Consider the following 21,409-nt stretch of genomic DNA (forward strand, 5'->3'; position numbering starts at 1 on the left):
CGGCGAGGGGCAGGAGCCGTGGCGGGCGTCACGCCGACGTCGCGGCAGGCGTCACGACAGACGTCACGGCGCGAGGCGCGACCGCAGCCGCTCGGCCAGGCCGCTCGCGCGCTGCACGCGCCGCTCGATGCCGGCCCGCACGGCCGCCTCGGTGCCGACGACGCGCACGCGACGCTGGGCCCGGGTGACGGCGGTGTAGAAGAGCTCGCGCGTCAGCAGCCGGGACTCGGGCTCGGGCAGCACCACGCTGACGGTGTGGGCCTGCGACCCCTGCGACTTGTGCACCGTCATCGCGTGCACCGTCTCGACCCCCGACAGCCGCGTGGTCGCGAACTCGCGGGCGCCGCCCGGCAGGTCGACCACGACACGCAGCCGGGTCGTGCCGTCGGCCGCGGTGTCGCGCACCGTGACGCCCATGTCGCCGTTGTGCAGCAGCTGGTCGTAGTCGTTGGCGGTGACCAGGACCGGGCGACCGGCGTACCACTCGTCGTAGGTGGGGGTGCGCTGCTCGCCGACGAGCCGCTCGACGAGCCGGTTCCAGCCGCTCACGCCGTGGGGGCCCTCGCGGTGGGCGCACAGCAGCCGGTGGCGGCCGAGCAGCTCGAGCACCCCGGCGCGGTCGCCGGCCTCGCCCCGGTCGCGGAGCTCGACGGCGGTGCGGGCGACGTCGGCGCGGAACGCCTCCACCGCCTCGGGGTCGCCGGCGTCGACGAGCTCGACCTCGCCGTCGCCGCGACGCAGGGCGGTGAGGGCGGCGTCGACCTCGCCGTCGCGCAGGGCGTCGGCCAGCGTCCCGATGCGCTCGCCGTAGCGGTGGGAGCGGCTCAGCGCGACGACGGGCGAGTCGTCGTGGCCGGCGAAGCCCGCGACCAGGTCGGCCAGCACCGCTCCGGCCTCGACCGAGGCCAGCTGGTCGGGGTCGCCGACCAGCAGCAGCCGGGTGTCGGGGCGCAACGCCTCCAGCAGCCGGGCCATCATCGTCAGGGAGACCATCGAGGTCTCGTCGACGACCACCACGTCGTGGGGCAGCCGGTTGCCGCGGTGGTGACGGAAGCGCACCCGGCTGTCGGGCCGCCACCCCAGCAACCGGTGCAGCGTGGCCGCGCGGAGCCCGGCCAGCCGGTCGCGGTCGACCTGCGCGAGCCGCGCCGTGGCCTCCTCGACCGCCTCCTGCAGCCGGGCCGAGGCCTTGCCGGTCGGGGCGGCCAGCGCGATCCGGGGCAGCCGGCCGTCGTGCGCGAGCTCGTGCTGCTCGGCGAGCAGCGCCAGGACGCCGGCGACGGTGGTGGTCTTGCCGGTGCCGGGACCGCCGGTCAGCACCGTGGTCGAGCGGTGGGCGGCCGCGTGGGCCGCCGCACGCTGCTCGGTGAAGTCGTGCTCGTCGTCGTCGGCGAAGACCCGCTGCAGGCCCCGCTCGAGCACCGGCAGGTCGGGCTGCGCGCCGGCGCGGCGCACCCGCTCGACGAGGTCGTCGCAGACCTGGACCTCCTCGCGCCAGTAGCGGTCGAGGTAGAGCCGGTCGCCCTCCAGCCGCAGCAGCTGCTCCGACACCAGGGGGCTGGCGGCGATCGCGTCGCGCCAGGGCCCCGCGTCGGGCCAGGCCGGGAGCTCGGCGTCGGGCGGTGTCAGCCCGGCGACGTCACGCAGGTCGAGGCACACCGAGCCGAGCCGTACGGCGCGCACGGCCAGCGCCGCCGCGAGCTGCACCCGCTCGTCGGGCTCCTCGACCAGGCCCGCGAGCCGACGGGCGACGTGCACGTCGGCGGCTGCGAGCACGTCGGGGTGGTTGAAGGCGGCCAGCAGCCCGCGCGCCCCGCGGGCGTGCTGGCGGTCGCCGTCGTCGGCCCAGACGGGCGCGGCGCCGGTCGGTCGGAGTGGCTCCGTCAGGTCGGGCCGGGTGGTCACGTCGCCTCCCCGGCGAGCAGGTCGGACAGGGCGACGACGAGCGAGGCGGGAGGACGCCAGCTGAAGACGCCGTGGGGCACCCCGTCGACGGTGGGGGTCTCGGGCCCGCACATGCCGCGGAGGTAGAGGTAGAGCACGCCCCCGAGGTGGCGCTCCGGGTCGTACGACGCCACGCGCCAGCGCAGGTAGCGGTGCACGACGGCGGAGTAGAGCAGCGCCTGCAGCGGGTAGTGGGAGTGGAGCATGGCCGCGGCCAGCTCGGGTGCGGCGTAGTCGGCGGAGGTGAGGGGCTCGCCGACGGCGCCGAGCCGGTTGGTCTTGTAGTCGACGACCACGAAGCGCTGCTCGCTGCCCGCGCCGACGCGCAGCACGACGTCGATCGAGCCGCTGAGGTAGCCGCGCAGCAGCTGACCGCCGAGCGCGGGCGCCTCGAGCCGGTCGGCGTAGGCGCGCATCGGGTCGCCCGCGGCCAGGTGGGCGCGCAGGAGCGGCGCGAGGGCCGCGAGCCTGACCTCGCGGGCGGGCTGATCACCGCCGGCGAGGGGCACCTCGAAGTCGAGCTCGCGCAGCCGGTCGCGCAGCGGCACCTGGGCGAGCGTCAGCCCGTCGGCCAGCGGACCCATCGGGGTGTGCAGCGACGGCAGCAGCGCCGCGGCGACCTCGTCGGTCGGGGTCGCGACGGCCCACCACCGGCGCTCGTCGTCGACACGGGCCGCGAGCTCGGCGAGCAGGTCGGGCGCGTCGGGGTCGGCGTGCTCGAGCACGCCGTGCACCAACGAGCCGAGCGTCGCGCCCGACGGCAGGGCCTCCATCGGCGACGGCAGCTCGGTCGCACGGTCGCGGACCGGGCCGGGCGTGACCGGGTCGTCGTCGGGACCGCCCTCGTCGACGGTGCCGGCGACCTCCGGCTCGCTGTCGTGCGCCTGCCGCGTCGACTGCTCCTCGACGCGGATCAGCCCGGAGTAGGACGTGCGGCGCCACTCGGTGTCGAGGGCGCGGTCGAAGGCCCGGCCGGCCAGGCGCGTGCCGGGCGCGGGCGCGGGCACCACGGCGCCACCGTCGGGGACGACCTGCTCGACGGCGAGGCCCCCCTCCGCGACCCAGGCCTGCAGCCGGGTCCGGGCCGCGGCCGGCGAGGGGGTCTCGTCCAACGACGGCGGCGTGGCCTGCCCGCCGGGCCCACGACCCAGGAGCAGCCGCGACAGGCCGCCGTGCACGCTGTCGCGGGTCGGGGCCCACCAGCACACGACCTGGCACTGCGCGCGCGTCAGGGCGACGTACGTCAGGCGCAGCTCCTCGCCGGCCGCCTCGTCGAGCGCGGCCCGCAGCGAGCTGCCCTGGCCGCCGCCGACGTCGCGGCAGCGCTGCTGCTGCTCGTCGTGGAAGAGCAGGTCGGGGTCCTTGGGCCGCCAGCGGTTGAAGGCCAGCGGGAGCATCACGACGGGGAACTGCAGCCCTTTGCTGGAGTGCATCGTCGTCAGCTGCACCGCCTGCGCGTCGGTGTCGAGCCGGCGGGTGCGCTCGGAGCGCGTGCGGGCGCGCTCGCTGCGCAGCCACTCCAGCAGGCCCGCCACCCCGAGCCGGTCGCGGTGGGCGAGCTCGTGGAGCACCTGGCCCACGTGGTGCAGGTCGGTCAGCAGCCGCTCGCCGCCCGGGCGCGCGAGCACGCGCTCGCCCAGGCCGTCGGCCACGACCGCCTCGTGCACCGCCGCCACGCCGCGCGCCCGCAGCAGGTCGAGCCAGCGCCGCACCCGCTCGCCGACCTCGTCGGTGAGCGCGTCGCCCCCGGCGTCGAGCCGGCTCGCCGACAGCCCGACGAACGCGGTCAGCGCCACCGCCCGCACCCGGGCCGCCCGGTGGGGCTGCTCGAGCGCCTCGAGCAGCGTCAGCCACTGGGTGCCCGACTCGGTGGTCATGACGTTGCTGCTGCCGCCGGCCACCACCGAGGGGATGCCGCGAGCACCGAGCGCGGCCTGGAACCGGGGGAAGTCGGCCGCCCCGGGCAGCAGCACGGCGACGTCGGTGGGCTCGAGCGGGCGGTCGTCGAAACGCGTGCCCCCGGCCAGCAGCGCCGCGACCTGCCCGGCCAGGTCGGCGGCGATACGATCGCGGGCCTGGTCGATCGAGATGGTGTCGACGTCGTCGACCAGCCGCAGCCGCAGCGGGTCGGAGACGGGCGCGCCGGTGAGCCGCGCGCGCTGGTGGTGGGCCCGCACGGGCAGAACAGTGATGCGCTCGTCGCCGAGCTCGGCACCCCGCAGCACGGTCTGCAGCGCGTCGACCAGCGGCGCGTCGCTGCGCCAGTTGGTGTCGAGGGTGCGGTGGGTGCCGGCCGTGCCGCTCGCCCGGAGGTACGCCGCCACGTCACCGCCGCGGAAGGCGTAGATGGCCTGCTTGGGGTCGCCGATGAGCACCATGTCGGCCACGCCGGTGAAGGCCAGGTCGAGCACCTCCCACTGCACCGGGTCGGTGTCCTGGAACTCGTCGACCAGGACCACCTGCCAGCGCTGGCGCATCCGCGCGGCCGCCGGCGAGTCGGGCTGGCGCAGTGCGTCACGGAGCCGGCTCAGCAGGTCGTCGTAGGAGAGCACGCCGAGCCGGCGCTTGCGACGGTCGACCTCGGCGCGCACGGCGAGGGCGAGCTCGAGGCGCCGCTGCGGCACGCCGTCGCCGCCCGCGGCGACCAGCCGGGCCTGGGGGTCGCCCACGGCCGCACGCGCGACCTGCAGCGCGGTGTCGCGGGAGAAGGGCGGCCGGGCGGTGCCACCGAACCGCGCGAGGTAGAGGTCGTCGACGACCTCGACCACCAGGTCGTCGAGGTCGTCGACCAGCTCGGCGCCGGTGTCGGTGTCGCCCGCGACACCGAGGGAGCGCAGCACCTGCTGGCAGAACTGGTGGGTGGTGGCGATGGTGGCCCCGTCGAAGTCGGCCAGCGCCCGGCGCAGCCGACGCCGGCGCAGCGCGACCTCGTCGTCGGTGCCCTGCCGCAGCAGCACCAGCAGCGGCTCGTCGGTGTCGGGCGCGTCGGGGCGCAGCGCCGCCTCGGCCTGCACGAGCTGCTCGCGGACCCGCTCGCGCAGCTCCTGGCTGGCCGCGCGACCGAAGGTGATGACCAGCATCTGCTCGAGGGCGACCCGTCCCTCGGCGACGTAGCGGGTGACCAGCGCGCCGACCGCCCAGGTCTTGCCGGTGCCGGCGCTCGCCTCGAGCACGGTGGTGCCGGTGGGCAGCTCCGCCAGCGGGTCGAAGGCCGTCGCCGCCGCGACGTCGGCGCTCATCCGCGCGCCCGCTGCACGATGGGCGTCCACAGCCGGAGCGCCAGGGCGCCCAGCCGGGTCGGCTCGCCGGCGCCCTCGCCGGTGGCCTCGCCCGGCTCGGGTGGGCCGAGCAGCACGTCGAGGGGCGCCCTGGGACCCCACACCTGCTGGTGGGACTCGTCGTCGCGCTCGCCGGGGAAGCGGCCGCCGGCCCACTCGACGCCCGCCTTGGCGGCTCGCGCCTGGGGTCGGTTGCTCGCCCAGGCGTGGGCGGTCTTCAGCGGCAGCGGCAGCGGGCCGCGCATGCCGGCGTCGTAGAGGCCCACGAGGTCGCGCAGCCGATCGGTGGCGTCGTCGACCGACCCGAAGGCGGCGCGGGCCGTGGCCTGCTGCGAGTAGCGGCCGCGTCCGACCGAGCCCGCCGACCAGCCCCGGCCGGGGAGGGTGGCGCACAGCGCCAGCAACGGCACCCAGGCGTCGAGGTAGTGGCGCGGGCCCAGCCGACTGTAGCTGTGGCGCACCAGACGGGTGCCGTACAGGCCGGTCACGGTTCCGCGGAGCCGCCGACCGTCGCCGAGGTCGACGTCGACGTCGCGGGCGGAGGCCCGCTCGCCCGCGCGGAAGGTCTCGACGAGGTCGGCGACGGGCGCCGCCTGGTCGAGCAGCTGGCGCGACAGCTGCCAGCCGAGGTGCCCCGGCGGCAGCACGCCGCGGCGCCACTCCTTGTCGCGCGCCTGCGCGGGGCTGCGGCCGAGCAGCAGGTCGCCGAGCAGGCGCTCGCCGACCTGCCACTGCGCGAGGCCGTCGAGGTCGACGGGGAGACCGTCGGCGACCTCGTCGAGCTCCTGCAGCCCCGCGACCTCGAGCCGCCGTCGGAGGAACTCCTTGACCGGGTGGCGCAGGAAGCGCAGCAGGTCGTCGAGCTCGACGTCGTCGGCGCGCTCCGGAAGCCGGAGCGAGGCGAGGTCGTCGGCCGGGACCCGAGGTCGGGTGGCGGCGCGGGCGGCGGCCAGCGCGGCGGGGTCGAACGACACGGGGGCGAGCGGGTCGAAGTTGCGGGCGTCGAAGCCCTGCAGCGGGTGGTGCCGCAGCACCTGCTCGCGCACGCCGTCGCCCATCGCGGCCAGGGTGTCGAGCAGCTCGCCCAGCGGCACGGCCGGCGGCCGGGGTCGGCCGGTGGTCTCGTCGGCTCCGCTGTAGGTGACGACGAGGTGGTCGGTGGCGGCGAGCACCGAGTCGAGCAGCAGCTGGCGGTCCTCGCTCCGCGGGTCGCGCTCACCGGTGACCGGGTGCCGGGCGAGGGCGTCGTCGCCGTCGACCACGGAGGCCCGGGGGACGACCCCGTCGTCGAGGCCCAGCAGGCAGACCACCCGGTGGGGCACCGACCGCATCGGGGTCAGGGTGCAGACCGTGAGCGTGCCGGTGCGGAAGTTGGCGCGGGTCGGGCGGCCGGCCAGGCGCTCGCGCATCAGCGCGCGGACGTCGGGCAGGCGCAGGTCGGCGTCGGTGCCGGCGCTGGCCTGCAGCGTGGCGGCCAGCTCGCGGTGGACCTGGGCGGTCTGCCACTCCTCGCCACGGGCCGGCGCGGTCAGGGTGGTGACCGCCTCGCCCAGGGTGTCGAGCCAGTGCTCGACCGGGCGGGCGCCGGTGAGCGCGTCGGTCACCCGCTGCAGCCGCTCGAGCGCCTCCGCGAGCCTCCCGGCCAGGTCGATGCTGGTCGAGCCGACGTCGTCGAGCGGCAGCGTGGTGCCGAAGAAGCGGTCGGCGTCGTCGCTGACCGCAACCCCGGCGAGCACCCGGTCGAGCCCGAAGCGCCAGGTGTTCTGGACGTAGTCGGCCAGGCCGAACTCGTCCCGGTGCTCGGCGTCGAAGGCCCAGCGGACCCCCGCCTCGCGCACCCAGGCCGTCACCGTCTCGAGGTCGTCGTCGGCGAGGCCGAAGCGCCGACGCACCGGCTCGGCGCCGAGCAGGTCGAGCACCCGGCTCGCCTCGGCCCGCCCGCCGGCGAGGTCGAGCAGCTGCGTCAGCACCCCGAGCAGCGGGTTGGTCTGGGTGAGCGAGCGGTCGGCCAGGCGGACCCGCAGCCGGTGGCCGGGGTGCGTGCCGATCTCACCCATGCCGAAGGCCGCCGCCACCAGCGGCGCGTAGGCCTCGATGTCGGGGCACATCACCACGACGTCACGCGGCTCGAGCGTCGGGTCGTCGGCCAGCAGGCCGAGCACGACCTCGCGCAGGACCTCGACCTGCCGGGCCGGGCCGTGGCACGCGTGCACCTGCACGCTGCGGTCACCGGGGTCGACCGCGCCGGTCGTGGGCGGGGTGTCGTCGGCCAGGTCGCGCTGCAGCCGGCCCAGCAGCGTCGCGCCGGGGCCGAGCGCGTCGAGCGGGCCGGCGTCGTCGTGGGGCACGTCCTGCAGCAGCCGCTGCAGCTCGCGCACGTCGCGCCCGAGCGAGGCGAGCAGCGGGTGCCGCACGGCGTCGGCCGAGTCGTCGTGGTCGCGGGTCACCGCACCGCGGACGTCGGCCAGCGACCGCCACAGCGCGGGCGAGGGGTGCGGGAGCCACAGGTGCACGTCGCGGTGCGCACCGAGGGCCGCGAGGAGCCCCACCTCCGTCACGGGCAGCCGGGTGTGGCCGAAGAGCGAGAGCCGCTCCGGCACCGCGTCGGGCACCTCGCCACGTCCCAGTGCCTCGCAGACCGCGCGGTGGCGCCGCACCGGCGAGGGTGCGCCGACGCGGGCGACCAGCCGGCGCCACAGCTCGGGCTGCCAGGCCAGGTCGGGCTCGACGTCGCCGTCGGAGCCCGACTCCCAGGCCCCGAGCAGGCCGGGACGCTGCGCGGCGTACGACGCGAAGAGGCGCGCCAGGCGACGGGCCACGGCGTAGCGGCGACCGCGCCGCAGCTCGGCCTCCTCGCCCGTCGACCCGGGGCCGTGCCCGACGTGCAGCGCGAGCGGCCGGGCCCACGCCTCGCCGGCGCTGTCGTCGACGACCTCGAGCAGCGGCCAGACCAGCGTGTCGGGCGCCCAGGGGTCGTCGTCGCGGGTGCCGAGCAGCTCGGCGACCAGGCCGGCGGGGTTGCGCAGCTCGACGCCGGCGCACACGCCGTCGTCGCGGCCCGGGCCCGTGCCGAGACGGTGGGAGAGCCGCTGGGAGAGCCAGCGCTCGACCCCCTTGGCCGGCACCAGCACCAGCTCGGGGGCGAAGGGGTCGACCAGCGGGGTGGCGAGCAGCTCGGCGAGGCCGTCGGCGAGCGCGTCCGCGCGCGCCGCCCGGTGCACCACCAGTGCCATCGCCCCACCCCCTCGACACGACCCCTCCGGCCACGACGAGCGCGACCCTAGCCCGAGCCCCCGACACGTCGGCCGTCGCTGGGGGCGGCAGCGTCGCGACCCTCTGACAGGCTGGGAGCATGACCTCGACCCCCGCCGACCCGGCGCCGAGCCCCTCGGCCGCCGTCGCGCTGCGCGAGCCGGCCCACCGGGTGTCACGCTCGGCGCCGTGGCTGTGGGCGATCGGCGCGGTCGTGCGGGTCGTGGTGGTCGTCGTGGCGGCGGTCGTGGCGGGGGTGCTCGGCTTCGTCGACCTCGCCTGGTGGGCCTGGACGCTGCTCGCCGTCGCCGGGGCGGCGTACGTCGTGCTGATGCCGCTGGTGCGCTACCGCATCCACCGCTGGGAGAGCACCGAGACGGCCGTCTACACCCAGGTCGGGTTCCTCTCCCGCGAGCGGCACGTGGCGCCGATGTCGAAGGTGCAGACCATCGACATGGACGAGTCGGCGCTGGCGCGGCTCTTCGGGCTCGCCACCGTCACCGTCACCACCGCCTCGGCGATGGGGTCGCTGACGATCACCGCCATCGACCGCCAGGTCGCCCAACAGCTCGTCGCCGACCTCACCCAGCGCACCGAGGCCGAGGCGGACGACGCCACGTGAGCGACGTGCCCGCTCCGGAGCCGGCGCCCGCCGAGGAGCCCTGGCGGCGGCTCGACCCGCGGATGCTGCTGGTGCACCCGGTCAACGCGGTGCTCTCCTTCCTGCCGGTGCTCGTCGGCATCACGCTGTTCAACCGCGACGGCGGCGGGTGGCAGCTGCTCGCCGTGGTCCTCCCGATCGCCTTCGGCCTGCTGCAGTGGGTCACGACGACGTACCGCGTCACCCCGACCCAGGTCGAGCTGCGCCGCAACCTGGTCTCGCAGAAGGTGCTCACGGCGCGCCTCGACCGGGTGCGCTCGGTCGAGCTGACCGCGCCGCTGCTGCACCGGCTGCTCGGCCTGGCCAAGGTGCGCATCGGCACCGGCTCGAGCGACGAGGGCGGCTTCGACCTCGACGCGCTGCGGGCCGGCGAGGCCGAACGGCTGCGGGTGGCGCTGCTGCGGCTCGGCTCGGTCGCGTCGGGCGAGCCCGTCGACCCCGAGGGCCCGCCCCCGGCGGCGCGCGCGCCCGACGAGCAGCTGCTGCGGCTCGACCCCCGCTGGGCGCGGTACGCCGCCTTCACCTCCAGCGGCGCCGTCGTCGCCGCCGGTCTCGCCGGCGCCGCGAGCCAGGTGACCAGCGTGGTCGACCTCGGCCGCTCGGAGGTCGGCATGCTCCGCGCCCTCGACCGGCTGCCGCTCGTGCCGTCGCTGGTCGGCCTGCTCTTGGTGCTGGTCGTGCTCTCGGCCGTCTTCGGGGTGCTCGGCTACCTCGTCACCAACTGGGGATTCCTGCTCACCCGCGACGCGGCCGGCCGCACGCTCCGGGTCCGGCGCGGCCTGCTCACCACCACCGAGACCAGCCTCGAGGTCGAGCGCGTGCGCGCTGTCGAGCTGCGCGAGCCGCTCGGCATCCGCGCGGTCGGCGCGGGGCGGCTCGAGGCCCTGACGGTGGGCAGCGGGTTCCTCGGCGGAGGCAGCTCGACGGTCGCGCCGTACTGCCCCCGCGAGGTCTCCGTCGACCTGGCCGAGCGCGTGGTGGGGGCCGGCACGGCGCTGCAGGTGCCGCTGCGCGAGCACGGCCCGGTCGCCCGCCGCCGACGCCTCCTCCGCGCCCTGCTGCCGGCTGTGGTCGTGCCGCTGGCGCTCCTGGCCGCCGCGCAGTGGAGCGGCCTCGACGCCGCCGCGCTGCGCTGGGGCGCCCTCGTCGCGGCCGTCGTGCTGCTGCCTGCGGCGCTGCTGCTCGCCCGCGACCGCTACCGCCGCCTCGGCCACGCGCTCACCGCGACCCACCTCGTCGTACGGCGCGGCTCGCTCGCGGGCGAGCACACCGTGCTCGACCTCGACGGCGTCATCTCGTGGCGGGTCGACCAGACCTTCTTCCAGCGCCGCTCCGGTGTCGCCACCCTGGTCGCCACCACCGCAGCCGGCGGCGGCCACTACGAGGTGCTCGACGTCCCCCTCGACGTCGCCGTCACCCTCGCCCACACCGCCGACCCCGGCCTGGTCGGCCAGTTCACCGCCTGAAGCGAGGGTCTTCGTCCGCGCGGAGCGACCCTCCGGCGGGCCACTGGACCACGAAGTCTGACGCTGAACGCGGCAAGCTTTCATGGCTCAGCGTCAAAGTCACTGGTCAACCAGTGACTTTGCCGGCGGCAGCCTCCACCCGTCGGTCCCTGCGCACGAAGAGCACGAGCGAACCGTCAGACGAGCCGCTTGAGCAGCGGCAGCGGGGCGTGCTTCATGACGACCGAGAGCGGGGCCCAGGGCAGCGGGGGCACGCAGGCCTCGGCCTTCTCCTTCTCCATCGCCTCGACCATGGCGCGCACTCCCTTCTCGGTGGACACGAGACCGGGCTTGCCGGTGTCGTTCGCGTCGTTCATCTCGGAGACGATGTAGCCGGGGTAGAGCACGGTGAAGGCGTAGGGCTTCCCGAGCAGCTCGAGCCGCAGGCCCTCGACGAGGTGGGCGACGGCGGCCTTGGTGGCGGCGTACGTCGTGACCGTCCGGGGCAGGCCGCGCATGGCCGACATCGAGCTCACCATGACGAGGTGGCCGTGGCCCTGCTCGCGGAAGACCTCCATCGCGGCCTCGGTCTGGGCGAGGGCGCCGACGAAGTTGACCATCGCGGTCTGCCGGTTGGCGTCGTAGCGGCCGGTGCCGATCGGGGCGCCCTTGCCGAGGCCGGCGTTGACGACGACCCGGTCGAGGCCGCCGAGGTCGTCGCGGAAGGCGCGGACCACCTCGAAGACCTGGTCGTCGTCGGTCACGTCGAGCGCGCGCACGGAGACGGTGGCGCCGGGGTGGGCCCCGAGGATCTCCTCGCGCAGCGCCTCGAGCCGGTCGGTACGACGCGCGCACAGCGCCAGGTCGCGACCCCTCGCCGCGAGCTGGCGCGCCATCTCGGCGCCCAGGCCGCTGCTCGCGCCGGTGATGAGGATCCGCTGCCGCGTGGTCGCCATGCCGGCCATGGTGGCAGCCGGTCGGCTCAGAGCACGCGGTGGATGGCCTGGAGGGCTCCGCGCAGGTAGCGGGTGACGACCTCGCGCTCGGCGTCGTCGAGGGTGGCGTCGAGCTCGGCGAGCTCGCGGAACATCGGCATCAGGTGACCGACGACCTCGGCGCGACCGGAGTCGCTGATGGTGACCCGGGTGCGTCGTCCGTCGGACTCGTGGCTCACGCGCTGGGCGTGGCCGCGCTGCTCGAGCCGGTCGATGATGCCCGACGACGCCGCCGAGCTGACGCCCAGCAGGCGACCCAGCTCACCGGGTCCGAGTGGTCGGTCGATGAGGTGCTCGAGGGTACGCAGCTCGTTGTGGGAGAGCCCGGCGCGGTTGGCGACGGCGGGGGCGACCTGGCCGCCGGCGCTGACCAGCTCGCGCAGCGCGACGAGGGACGAGGTCTGCGCCCACCCTGCGGTGGGGTCGACGTCCGTGCTACCTTCACTCACGAAGTTGCTCACCTACTTAGTTACTTGCTGAGACACCAGGAGTGTACGCCGTGACTCACGACCGCCGCCTCGCCCCCAGGACCAGCCACCTCCTGGTCGCCCGGTGGAGCTTCGCGGTCGGCCTCGTGATGCTGTTCCTCGGCGCTGCTGCCATCGCCGGCATCGGCCAAGCGGAACGCACCCCTGCGGTCGACGACGCCCTGCCCGCGGGCTTCGACAGCACCCGCGCCGCGCAGGTCCTCGACAGCCTTCCCGAGGAGGAGGGCTCGACCGCCCTGGTCCTGTTCACCGCCGACGGCGACGAGCGCCTCGGCAGCGAGCAGCTGCGCGGGACCGCCGGCGCGGTCGAGGGCCTCGACGTGCGCGACGTCGTCGTCCCCCAGGCCCAGGGGCAGCAGGGCCCGCCGCTCGTCGTGCCGAGCGACGACGGCACCGCCGCGCTCGCGATCCTCCCCGTCGACGCCACCGGCGCCACCGCGACCGCCGAGGCGGTCGAGCGGCTGCGCGACGCGCTCGACGACGCCGTGCCGAGCGGCGTGACGGCCCAGGTCACCGGGCCTGCCGGCATCCAGGCCGACCTCGCCGCGGTCTTCGACGGCGCCGACTTCCGCCTGCTCGCCTCGACGGCGGCCGTCGTCGCGCTGCTGCTCGTCGTGACCTACCGCAGCCCGGTGCTGTGGCTGGTGCCGCTCTCCGTGGTGGGCGTCGCCGACCAGGTCGCCAGCGTCGCTGCCACCCGGGTGCTCGCGGGCCTCGGCGTCCCGTGGGACGAGTCGACCACCGGCATCCTCTCGGTGCTCGTCTTCGGCGCCGGCACCAACTACGCCCTGCTGCTGATCTCGCGCTACCGCGACGAGCTCCGCCTGCACGACGACCGGTACGTCGCCATGCGCGTCGCCCTCGGCCGGGCCGCCGAGGCGGTCTTCGCCAGCGCGAGCACCGTCGTGGTCGGCGTGCTGTGCCTCGCGCTCTCGCTCACCCCGACCACCCGGGGCCTCGGCATCGCCTGCGCCGTGGGCGTCCTCGTGGCCATGGCGTTCGTGCTCCTGGCGCTGCCCGGGCTCCTCGTCGCCTGCGGCCGCTGGGTCTTCTGGCCCAAGGTCCCCCACGTCGGCAGCGCCGTGCTCACCGAGGGCCGCTCGATCTGGCGCCGGGTCGGCGACGCCGTGGCGAGGCGCCCCGCGGTGTTCGCCGGCAGCGTCGTCGTGCTCCTCGCGGTCCTGGCCAGCGGCCTGGTCCCCACCCGGCTCGGCCTCCCCACCGCGGAGCAGTTCCTGCAGCAGCCGGAGGCGATCGCCGCCAGCGAGCGGCTCGCCGAGTCCTTCCCCGCCGGCAGCGCCCAGCCCGCCACCGTCGTCACGCGCGACCCCGAGGCGGCCACCGCCGCCCTCGACGGGGTCGGCGGCATCGGCGAGGTCACGCCCGGCGCCCCCGGCGACGGCTGGACCGAGCTCTCCGTGGTGCTCGACGCCGACCCCGACTCCGAGGCCGCGAAGGACACCGTCGGGCAGGTGCGTGACGCGCTGGCCGAGGTCCCCTCGACGTACGTCGGCGGCGCGACCGCCGAGGCCGTCGACCTCGACGACGCGGCGTCGCGCGACCAACGGGTCGTGATCCCGCTCGTGCTGGCGCTGGTGCTCGGGGCGCTGCTGCTGCTCCTGCGCTCCGTCGTCGCCCCGGTGCTGCTCGTGCTCACCGTGGTCGGCACGTACGCCGCCGCCATGGGCGTCAGCTGGTGGATCTTCACCGGGCTGCTCGACTTCAGCGCCCTCGACCAGACGGTGCCGCTGTTCGCCTTCCTCTTCCTGGTGGCGCTCGGCATCGACTACAACATCTTCCTCGTCACCCGCACCCGCGAGGAGTCGCTCGCCCACGGGCCGCGAGAGGGCATGCTGCGAGCGCTGGCCGCCACCGGCGGCGTCATCACCAGCGCCGGCGTCCTGCTCGCCGCCGTCTTCGCGGTTCTCGGCGTGCTGCCGCTCGTCGTGCTCGCCCAGCTCGGCGTCGTGATCTGCCTCGGCGTGCTGCTCGACACCCTGGTCGTGCGCACCGTGCTGGTCCCGTCGCTCGCGCTCGTGCTCGGCGACCGCTTCTGGTGGCCGCGACGGCCGTGGGACGAGGGCGGCGCGCACAAGGCCGGCGTACCGCCGGAGCCGGTGGCCGAGCCCGTCCACGCCTGAGCGACCCGCGCAGGCCGGGGCTCCACGAGGACCTTCCCGGCCGCTCAGCGGTAGCTGAGCAGCTCGGGGTGGGGGTCGAGGTGGCTGTGGTCGTTGAAGGTGACCAGGGTGCGGCCCCGGCGGCCGAGCACGACCTTGGTGACGGAGGTGTTGACGCACACGACGTTGAGGCGGCGCCACAGGTGGGTCGCGACGTCGGCGTCGCCGTCGGCGAGCAGGGCGGCGCAGACGCCCGCGATCGCTCCGCCGGAGGTCACCACGGCGACGGTGCCGTCAGCGGGCACGCGGGCGAAGGCGCCCGCGACGCGGTCGGTGAAGGCGGCGTATGACTCCGCGTAGCGGCCGTCGGCCGACATCCAGGAGTCGAGCGCTCCCTCGAGCAGCGCCTGGTAGCCGCGCTTGTCGGTGGGCTGCTCGGCGGGCGGCGAGGGCATGCCGGCGAGCACGTCGACGTGGTCGAACTCGTCCCAGCCCGCGTCGACGTCGACGGGCATCGAGAGGCCTGCCCCCTCGAGCAGCGCCTCGGTCGTCTCGCGGTGGCGCCGCAACCCGCCGCGCACCACGACGTCGGGCCGGGTGCCACGCTGCGCCCAGGCCTCGCCCAGCACGCGGCCCTGCTCCCACCCGGTGGGCGAGAGCACGTCGTAGTCGTCGGCGTCCCAGGAGGCCTGACCGTGCCGGACGAGGAGCAGCTGGCCCATCAGCCGTCGATCAGCGCCCGGCAGCGGCGATCGAGGTGACGCGCGGCCGGGCCGAAGACGGCGTACGCCTCGTTGGTGGTCTGGCCGTGGAAGTAGCGGTAGTAGATCTGCTGGGCGATGACGCCGAGCCGGAAGAGCCCGAAGACCTCGTAGAAGCGCCACTGCTCGGGTGTCAGCGACCGCCCGGTCGCGGCGAGGTAGTGCTCGACGACCTCGGCCCGGGTGAACATGCCGGGCACGGTCGTCGGCTGGCGGCGGAACCGCTGCATGAACTCGTCGTCGCCGGGCTCGACCCAGTAGGCGAGGGTGCCACCGAGGTCCATCAGCGGGTCGCCGACGGTGGCCATCTCCCAGTCGAGCACGCCGACGACCCGGGTGGGATCGTCGGCGTCGAGCACGAGGTTGTCGAAGCGGAAGTCGTTGTGGATCAGGGTGTGCTCGACGTCGGGCGGCTGGTGCGCGTCGAGCCAGGCCATCACGGGCTCGTAGTCGGCGGCGTCGTCCGTCACCGCGTCGCGGTAGCGGCGGGTCCAGCCGCCGACCTGCCGGGCGACGTAGCCGTCGCCGCGGTCCATCGCCGCGAGCGGGGTGGTCGCGACGTCGACCTGGTGGAGCCGCACGAGCACGTCGAGGGCGTTGCCGCACAGCGCGCGCACCTGCTGCTCGTCGAGCCGGACCTCCGGCGGGAAGTCACGCCGCGGGATGACGCCCTCGACGCGCTCCATGACGTAGAAGGGCGCGCCCAGCACGGCGTCGTCGTCGCACAGCGCGACCATGCGCGGCACCAGCGGGAAGACGCCGGCGAGCCCGGCCTGCACCGCGTGCTCGCGACCCATGTCGTGGGCCCCCTTGGCCTTCTGGCCCGACGGCGGCTTGCGCAGCACGAGGTCGTGCCTGCCGTCGCGCAGCGAGAAGGTGAGGTTCGACGCCCCGCCGCCGAACTGGCGCACCTCGACGTCGTCGCCGAGCTCCACCCCCTCGCCCGCGAGCCAGGCGCTCACCGCGTCGAGGTCGAATGCGTCCTCCTCGCGCACCGCCGTGCTGTCGGGCACCTCGCTCATGACTCCCCCTCCTGCGCCAGCGCGTGCAGCCGTCGCGCCTGCGCCCGCATCGTCTCGTCGTACGCCGCCCGGTCGCCCTGCTTGAGGGCGTACGCCGCTCGCGCGGCCGGGTCGGGCAGCACCAGCTCGTCGCCGCGGTCGAGCCCCTCGAGCACGGCGGCCGCGATCTCGACCGGGCCCAGCGGGGCCTCGGTGACGAGCCGGCGCATCACGCTCGTCAGGGCGTCGTCGGCGACGTCGAGGTCGTCGACCAGGCCGGTGCGGAAGTAGGAGGGGCACACCACGGCGCACCGCACGCCGGCGTCGGCGAGCTCGTGGCCGGTGGTCTCGCTGAGCGCCACCACCGCGGCCTTGGTGGCGTTGTAGGCGGCCATGCCGGCGGGGTGCACCAGTCCGGCGAGCGACGCGACGTTGACGACGAGGCCGGAGCGCTGCGTCTTGAGGATCGGCACGAAGGTGCGGGTGCCGAGGACGGCACCCATGAGGTTGACCTCGACCAGGTCGCGCCACTCCTGGGCCGGACTGACCTCGAGCCGCCCGCCGCCCGCGACACCGGCGTTGTTGACCAGCACGTCGAGCCCGCCCCAGTCGGCGAGGACGCGCTCGCGCACGGCGTGCCACTGCTCCTCGGAGCGCACGTCGAGCGTCACCGACGGGTGGGACCCGTCACCGGGCCGCAGGTCGGCGACGAGCACCTCGTCACCCCGTGCGGCCCACGCGTCGGCGAGGGCTGCTCCGAGCCCGGAGGCCCCCCCGGTCACCAGCACCCTCGCCATGCGCGGACCCTACCCGCGTGCCTCGAGGCCGGTGCCGTCAGCAGGCCGAGCGTGCGACGGCCTGGGTGGCCTTCCAGGTGATGCCGGGGGTCCACTGCAGCCGCGGATCTCCGGTCTGCCCGGTGGGGCCCGCGAACTGCGCCACGACCTCGGTCGTCTCGCCGGGGGCCAGCTCGACCTCGAGCTGGGTGGTCTCGCGACCGTAGACCGTGTCCTGCCCGACGTCGGCGCGCTCACCGTCGACGTCGAGGCCCAGGAGCTCCCCGCCCTCGGGAGCGAACATCCGCAGCTGCATCAGGCTGTTGCCCCGAGGTGTCGTCGACCCGTCACCGGTCACGTAGTCGGGGAGGTCGGCGACGTCGCGGTCGAGGTCGTTGGTGAGCGTCAGCCGGGCGCGGACCACCTGGCGCCCGTCGACGTCGCAGCCCTCGGAGACGATCGAGGCGTCCGAGCGCAGGAAGTACTGCATCTTCGCCTGCGTGCCGTCGTTGAGGTAGAGACCCACCTCGGGCCGTCCGGTGCCACGGGGCAGGGCTCCCGCGATCGCGGTCGCCGCCACGCGGTCCTGCACCGCGTCGTCGTCGCTCCAGAAGAGCAACCGTCGCTGGGAGACGCCCTCGCCGAGCGTGCGGAGCAGCTCGACCTGGTCGCCGGCGTCGTCGAGCACCTTGGCGAAGATGACGCGGGCCGCACGACGGAAGAACGCGTCCTGCTCCTCGGGGTCCGGGAGTCGGAGGTAGGGCTCGAGCAGCAGCTCGCGGACGGCGTTGCGGGAGTCGAGCCGACGCCCGTCGACGCTCACGGGACCAGTGGACCGCAGCACCTCCGAGAGCAGCACCGGGTCGACCGAGACGACACCGTCGAGCGGGGCGCCCGAGGAGCGGTCGGCGAAGTCGGTCATGAGGCCGGCGGCGCGGGGGAAGTCGGGGGTGAAGTTGGTGTCGCGGAAGTCGCTCACCAGGAGCGGCCCGAAGACCTCCTCCTCGCCCGGCAGGAAGTCGGCGACCGCTCCGCTGCCGGCGTCGACGTCGAGCGCGTCGCCCTGGAAGCCCAGCTCGACCTTGCCGCCGGCAGCCGTCACGACGGACGCCGATCCCGGCAGGCCTCCGGTCGCGCGGATCTCGGAGTTGTTCTGCACCACGAGGAGGTAGCGCCGCTCGCCGTCCTCGCCCAGCACCCGGGGCAGGACGTCGGTGGCCGTGACGATGCCCTGGGCGGCCGCGCGGAGGTCGGTCACCTGGGCGATCGCCGACTCGACCTCGGGCTGCAGGCGGCCCACGAGCGTCGACGGGTCGACGGAGTCGAGGTCGTCGACCGCGTCACCGGCACCGTCGGCGAGCGTCGTCGCGCCGGGGCGCAGCGAGCGCACCAGGTCGAGGTCGACGGACCCGTCACCGGTGCGGAGGCCCGGGCCGGTGGTGAGCCGGGACACGAGGTCGACGCCCGCCGGCGCAGCCCGGGCGACCTCGTCGACCGCCGAGGACACCTGTCGCAGCGCCGCGAGGTCGTCGCCGAGGAACGGGAGCGCCGCGGCGCCCCGCCACAGCAGCCCGTCGGAGCTGCGGCGGGCGGTGCCGGCCGAGGACTGCAGGTCGGCCAGGCGATCCTCGGCGGTGTCCAGGTCGCGGTCGGCGAGCGCGTCCCGCACGGCACGCGCGTCGGCCTCGGCGTCACGCAGGGCGAGCGCGGTGCGGGTCAGCTGGTAGGCCAGGACGGCCAGCACCAGGACGACCACGAGCCCCACGACCCGGAGCCAGGTGCGCCGCGGACGCCGTCGGCCCGCGCCCGGCTCTCCGACGCGCCGAGAGCCCGGGTGCCTCACGGCATCACCGGGCTCGGTCGACGAGGGCAAGCCCTGTCGTCAGGCGTTGCTGCGCCGACGCATGACGACGATCGTCGCACCGCCCGCGACCAGCAGGACCGCACCGCCGGCGAGGAGCATGGTCTGCGGGCCGCCGGTGCTGGGCAGCGAACCGTCGGACGACGCAGCGGCCGCACCGTCGCTCACCGAGCTCGGCGAGACGCCGGAGTTGCTGGTGCCGGAGTCGCCGTAGCGCTCGGCGGCGTGGGCCGAACCGACGAGGAAGAGCGGCGCCAGGGCGAGCATGGCGACGACGGCGAGCGAGGCAAAGAACTTCTTCATGGAGCTGGTCCCCCGATAGGTCTGGCGCGGCTTGGAAGCGCAGGGTCGATAGTACGCACAGAAGACGGTCGCGACCGAAACCGGCAGAACGGGCACCGGCTGGTTGACTAGACCATCTCGACCCGCAGACTGCCCGAAAGGCCCCCAGCCAAACCGCGCACGTGTCAGCCCGTGACGCAGGCCACCACGTGCGAGCGGCGTACGGGGTCCTCCCAGGCCTGCACCGCCCGCTCCCAGCGCCACGTCGACCACAGCAGCATCAGCAGCCCCGCGGCCAGGGCCGGCAACACGGTGGGGAGCTGACCGAGGGCGCCGAGGAACATCGAGCTCACGGTCGTGGCGACGGCGAGGCGGGCGCTGTAGCCGACCATGACCACCGGCGGGGCCGGCGTGGCACGCGCGCTGCGCAGGTCGACGGCGAAGGGCCGGGCCAGGCTCCAGCGCATCGACGCCGCGACCACCTGCACGGCCACCACGACCAGGCACACCAGCACGGCGACCAGCTCGGGCGCCCGCGGCGGACCGGCGCCGACCGCGACGAGCACCACCGTCAGCGCGCCCGGGCCGAGCAGCAGCTCCAGCAGCACCAGCGAGCGGGCCGTCACGACCGTGCGCGGGCGGACGGGCAGGCTCTCGCGCCACAGCGCCCCGCGCGCGTCGAGGCACCAGGCGTTGACGCCGAAGAGCAGGGCACCGCCCGCGGCCACCAGGGCGGGCAGCACGGTCGCGACGTGCCAGGGCACCGAGCCGGCCAGCGCGACGAGCCCGGGCACCAGGCCCAGCACGACGATCCCGCGTCGCAGCGGCACCGAGCGCCACACCGAGGCACGGTCCATCCGGAGCGCGGCCCCGAGGTCGCTGGTGGGGAGGCGTCGCGGCGTCCGCTCGCCCGCCTCGGCACCCTGCTCTGCCCGCATCGGCCGTCGCAACGCCCACCGCGCCGGCAGGGTGCCGAGCACCACCGCGGCGAGGGCGAGCAGCGCCAGCCCGGCGACGTACGCCGCCCAGGCCGCCCACGCCTGCGTCGAGCCCAGCAGGACGGCGTCGAGCACGACGCCGGTGGGGCTGTCGTCGAGCAGCGCCGTGGTGCGGCCGCCGACGGCGAGTCCCGCGCACCCCAGCAGCACCGCGAGCAGGCCGACCCCGAAGTGCAGCGCCCCGCGCGGCCCACGGCGCACGCCCTCGACCAGCCAACCCGCCAGCTGCGCCAGGGCGGTCGCCGCGACCAGCCACAGCACGACGGGCAGCAGCGCTGCGAGGCGGGCGGGCAGGGGGACGGGCCCCACGCCGTACGCCGCGGCGCCGAGGAGCAGCCACGCCTGGAGCACCCAGGCGACGTTGAGCGGCGCAAGCACGAGCGCGCCGAGGTGGTCGGCCGAGGTCGAGACCGGCAGCGCCACCGCCTCCTCGCGGGGCACCACCTCGCGGCCGCCGGCCGAGGCGACCGCGGTCACGACGCCGAGCACCAGGAAGACCAGCGCCGACGACGGCAGCAGGGCGAGCACGTTGCCGGAGTCGCCGCGTGCGGCGTACGCCGGCACCGTCGCGGCCAGGACGCTCAGCAGCCCGACGACGAGCCCGGCGAGGCGCACGCGTCGCCGCTGCGCACGGGTCAGGCCGGCGGCGCGGAAGGCGAGGAGGAGCCGTACGTCGCGCACGGCCCGGGCGAGCGCCTCCGGCCGGAGCTCGGTCAGGGCGCCCGTGGGGTCAGGCCAGGAGCGCGCGGTAGGCATCGGCACCGACCTCCCCGGCGAGGTCGGCCGCGGGGAGGGCCGCCACCTGGGCGCCGCCACGCAGCACCAGCGCGTGCTCGCACGCCTCGGTGGCGAGCTCGCGCAGGTGGGTGGAGACGACGACGGTGGCGCCGCGGGCGCACGCGTCGGCGACCGCCTCGAGGGTGGCCTCGACCCCGAGCGGGTCGACGCCGTCGAAGGGCTCGTCGAGGAGCAGCAGCGACGGCCGGTGGAAGGTCGCCAGCACCACCGAGAGCCGGCGGCACATGCCGTGGCTGAACCCCGAGGTCACACGGTGGGCGACCTCGCCGAGCCCGAAGCGCTCGAGCGCCGCCCGGGCGTCGACCTCCCAACCGGGCCGGTCGCGGTCGAGCCGGCGCAGCCGGGCCGAGAGCTGCAGGTGCTCCCAGGGCGTCGCGCGCGGCACCAGTCCGCCGACGTCGGGGCAGTAGCCCAGCCGCAGCTTGGCCGCCATCGGGTCGTGGGCGACGTCGACGCCGTCGAGCAGCACCACGCCCTCGCTGGGCGGCACCACCCCGGCCACGACGCGCATCGTCGTCGACTTGCCGGCGCCGTTGCGCCCCAGCAGCGCCGTCGCCCGACCGGGCGCCACCTCCAGGTCGACGCCCTGCACCGCAGCGACCTCGCCGAAGCGCACCCACAGCCCGCGCACGCTGACGCCGCGGCGTCCCTCACCGGGTCCCTCCATGCGTCCATGGTCAGGCGGGGACGCCGCGGGTGCGGTGCTTTTCGTGCGAAAAGCACCAGCGGCGGGCAGTTCTCCACCGATC

The 21,409-nt window shown here is 75.7% G+C and carries 15 protein-coding genes; 3 read left to right on the forward strand and 12 right to left on the reverse strand.

From position 1 onward, the window contains the following. Positions 1 to 63: 63 nt before the first annotated feature. From recD to recC, 3 genes are read right to left on the reverse strand one after another with little or no spacing between them, the layout of a single operon-like run. Positions 64 to 1,905 carry an exodeoxyribonuclease V subunit alpha gene (recD, locus tag ACYU8I_RS04225; protein ID WP_460837797.1) on the reverse strand — a complete coding sequence of 614 codons (1,842 nt, stop codon included), beginning with the start codon at positions 1,903 to 1,905 and terminating at the stop codon, positions 64 to 66. Further along, the gene (locus ACYU8I_RS04230; RefSeq protein ID WP_460837799.1) at positions 1,902 to 5,183 is read right to left on the reverse strand and encodes a UvrD-helicase domain-containing protein; all 3,282 of its coding nucleotides are present in this window, start codon (positions 5,181 to 5,183) and stop codon (positions 1,902 to 1,904) included. Before ACYU8I_RS04230 ends, recD begins: the two co-directional genes overlap by 4 nt. After that, positions 5,180 to 8,455, reverse strand: coding sequence for an exodeoxyribonuclease V subunit gamma (recC, locus tag ACYU8I_RS04235; protein WP_460837801.1), 3,276 nt, complete (start codon positions 8,453 to 8,455; stop codon positions 5,180 to 5,182). The genes ACYU8I_RS04230 and recC overlap by 4 nt, the downstream gene beginning before the upstream one ends. Before the next feature lie 119 nt (positions 8,456 to 8,574). Here recC and ACYU8I_RS04240 point away from each other — a divergent pair, with 119 nt between their 5' ends. Both ACYU8I_RS04240 and ACYU8I_RS04245 read left to right on the forward strand, forming a co-directional pair. Next, positions 8,575 to 9,096: a PH domain-containing protein gene (locus ACYU8I_RS04240; RefSeq protein ID WP_460837804.1), complete on the forward strand. Its 522-nt coding sequence runs from the start codon at positions 8,575 to 8,577 to the stop codon at positions 9,094 to 9,096. Beyond that, the gene (locus ACYU8I_RS04245; protein WP_460837807.1) at positions 9,093 to 10,601 is read left to right on the forward strand and encodes a PH domain-containing protein; all 1,509 of its coding nucleotides are present in this window, start codon (positions 9,093 to 9,095) and stop codon (positions 10,599 to 10,601) included. The genes ACYU8I_RS04240 and ACYU8I_RS04245 overlap by 4 nt, the downstream gene beginning before the upstream one ends. A 176-nt stretch (positions 10,602 to 10,777) precedes the next feature. Here the strand turns inward: ACYU8I_RS04245 and ACYU8I_RS04250 are convergent, their stop codons facing one another. Then, entirely contained in the window at positions 10,778 to 11,536 is a 759-nt protein-coding gene (locus tag ACYU8I_RS04250) for an SDR family oxidoreductase (protein WP_460837809.1), read from the reverse strand. Between the two features lie 26 nt (positions 11,537 to 11,562). Beyond that, entirely contained in the window at positions 11,563 to 12,024 is a 462-nt protein-coding gene (locus ACYU8I_RS04255; protein WP_460837811.1) for a MarR family winged helix-turn-helix transcriptional regulator, read from the reverse strand. Positions 12,025 to 12,074: 50 nt separating this feature from the next. On the opposite strand from ACYU8I_RS04255, the gene ACYU8I_RS04260 reads away from it, so the two are divergent. Further along, the gene (locus ACYU8I_RS04260) at positions 12,075 to 14,204 is read left to right on the forward strand and encodes an MMPL family transporter (RefSeq protein WP_460837813.1); all 2,130 of its coding nucleotides are present in this window, start codon (positions 12,075 to 12,077) and stop codon (positions 14,202 to 14,204) included. Positions 14,205 to 14,248: 44 nt separating this feature from the next. Here the strand turns inward: ACYU8I_RS04260 and ACYU8I_RS04265 are convergent, their stop codons facing one another. The 7 genes from ACYU8I_RS04265 to ACYU8I_RS04295 all read right to left on the reverse strand — a co-directional run bounded on the left by ACYU8I_RS04265 (position 14,249) and on the right by ACYU8I_RS04295 (position 21,327). After that, a complete protein-coding gene (locus ACYU8I_RS04265; protein ID WP_460837814.1) occupies positions 14,249 to 14,905 on the reverse strand; it encodes a histidine phosphatase family protein in 657 nt (218 codons plus the stop codon). Continuing rightward, complete coding sequence (locus tag ACYU8I_RS04270) at positions 14,905 to 15,966, reverse strand: phosphotransferase family protein (RefSeq protein WP_460837815.1); 1,062 nt, start codon at positions 15,964 to 15,966, stop codon at positions 14,905 to 14,907. The genes ACYU8I_RS04265 and ACYU8I_RS04270 overlap by 1 nt, the downstream gene beginning before the upstream one ends. After that, positions 15,963 to 16,742 (reverse strand): SDR family NAD(P)-dependent oxidoreductase, encoded by a 780-nt coding sequence (locus ACYU8I_RS04275; protein ID WP_460837817.1) that lies wholly within the window; start codon positions 16,740 to 16,742, stop codon positions 15,963 to 15,965. Before ACYU8I_RS04275 ends, ACYU8I_RS04270 begins: the two co-directional genes overlap by 4 nt. Before the next feature lie 37 nt (positions 16,743 to 16,779). Beyond that, positions 16,780 to 18,486 carry a DUF4012 domain-containing protein gene (locus ACYU8I_RS04280; RefSeq protein ID WP_460837819.1) on the reverse strand — a complete coding sequence of 569 codons (1,707 nt, stop codon included), beginning with the start codon at positions 18,484 to 18,486 and terminating at the stop codon, positions 16,780 to 16,782. Positions 18,487 to 18,603: 117 nt separating this feature from the next. Next, entirely contained in the window at positions 18,604 to 18,885 is a 282-nt protein-coding gene (locus ACYU8I_RS04285; protein WP_460837821.1) for an LPXTG cell wall anchor domain-containing protein, read from the reverse strand. Between the two features lie 164 nt (positions 18,886 to 19,049). Then, a complete protein-coding gene (locus tag ACYU8I_RS04290) occupies positions 19,050 to 20,618 on the reverse strand; it encodes a hypothetical protein (protein ID WP_460837822.1) in 1,569 nt (522 codons plus the stop codon). Further along, positions 20,593 to 21,327 (reverse strand): ABC transporter ATP-binding protein, encoded by a 735-nt coding sequence (locus tag ACYU8I_RS04295; RefSeq protein WP_460837825.1) that lies wholly within the window; start codon positions 21,325 to 21,327, stop codon positions 20,593 to 20,595. The genes ACYU8I_RS04290 and ACYU8I_RS04295 overlap by 26 nt, the downstream gene beginning before the upstream one ends. Positions 21,328 to 21,409: the final 82 nt, after the last annotated feature.

It is taken from the genome of Nocardioides marmoraquaticus, from assembly GCF_054777915.1.